The sequence below is a fragment of the Aquipuribacter aurantiacus genome (genome assembly GCF_051216895.1).
GTDB lineage: Bacteria > Actinomycetota > Actinomycetes > Actinomycetales > JBBAYJ01 > Aquipuribacter.
Genome location: NZ_JBPKAO010000040.1, coordinates 1 through 872, shown reverse-complemented (window position 1 = coordinate 872; position 872 = coordinate 1). Strand labels below are relative to the sequence as shown.

General features: G+C 74.4%; 1 protein-coding gene. It reads left to right on the top strand.

The window, feature by feature from the left end; translation table 11 throughout:
* Positions 1-268 precede the first annotated feature (268 nt).
* Positions 269-872: hypothetical protein (locus tag ACR80Q_RS18305; RefSeq protein ID WP_435379085.1), on the top strand; the 604-nt coding region annotated here is incomplete at its 3' end.

Below are 872 nucleotides of genomic sequence, written 5' to 3'. Positions count from 1 at the left end.
CGCCCTGGCGGAGTGGGGGCCCCTGCTGAACCACCTGTCCCCTGCCTTCAGGACCGACCCGTTCACCCCCGTCCTCGCTGACCGCCTGGCGGCCCTGTCCCGCGCCGGTGTCGACGCCCGCACCCAGCTGACCCGGGCCGCGAGTATCCGTGTGCTCCCGGATGATCACGGCGCGGCCGCTCTGTGGTGGCGCATCAGCCGCCACGTCTCCCCCGCCGTTGCCACCACCCTCAGCGGGCCGAGCACTCGGAACGACCACGGCGAACCGATGCCTGCCGCCTGGGCCACCGACCTCCAGCAGGTGCTCGGCGATGAGCGCGCCAAGACCGTCATGGCCAGCCCCTGGTGGCCCGGGCTCGTCACCGTGGTCGACCACGGGCTTGCACGCGGCTGGCACCCGCATGCCCTCCTGTCCGCCGCGGCACCCCCTGCCCTCCGGACCCAGACCGCCAGCGACACCACGGCAGCGGCGTCCGCGGGCGATCTGAGGGCGGGTGATGGTGAGGGGGATGAGTGCCTGGCCGTGGTGTGGCGGGCGTCGGTGCTCACCGACCCCACCCCCGCCGACGTCGACTACGACGCCCTGGAGGACCCCGCACCACCGGACCTGTGGGACGGCGTCGAACCGAACAGCCGCCACCTGCTCGTCGCGGCCCCCGCCCCCACCACTCCGACCATGAACGCCCAAACCCGCGGCGCGACCGGCGATGCAGCCGACGCGCGCCCAGACCCGCCCGACAGCCCGTCCGACACGGTCACGCCCGACCTGGCCGTCCAGGCCCAGCTGCGGCGCGTGCTCGGGGCCCCCGAACCCAGCGCAATAGACACCGAACGCGCGCTGGAGCGCGCCCACGACATCGAGACGTCCCCCG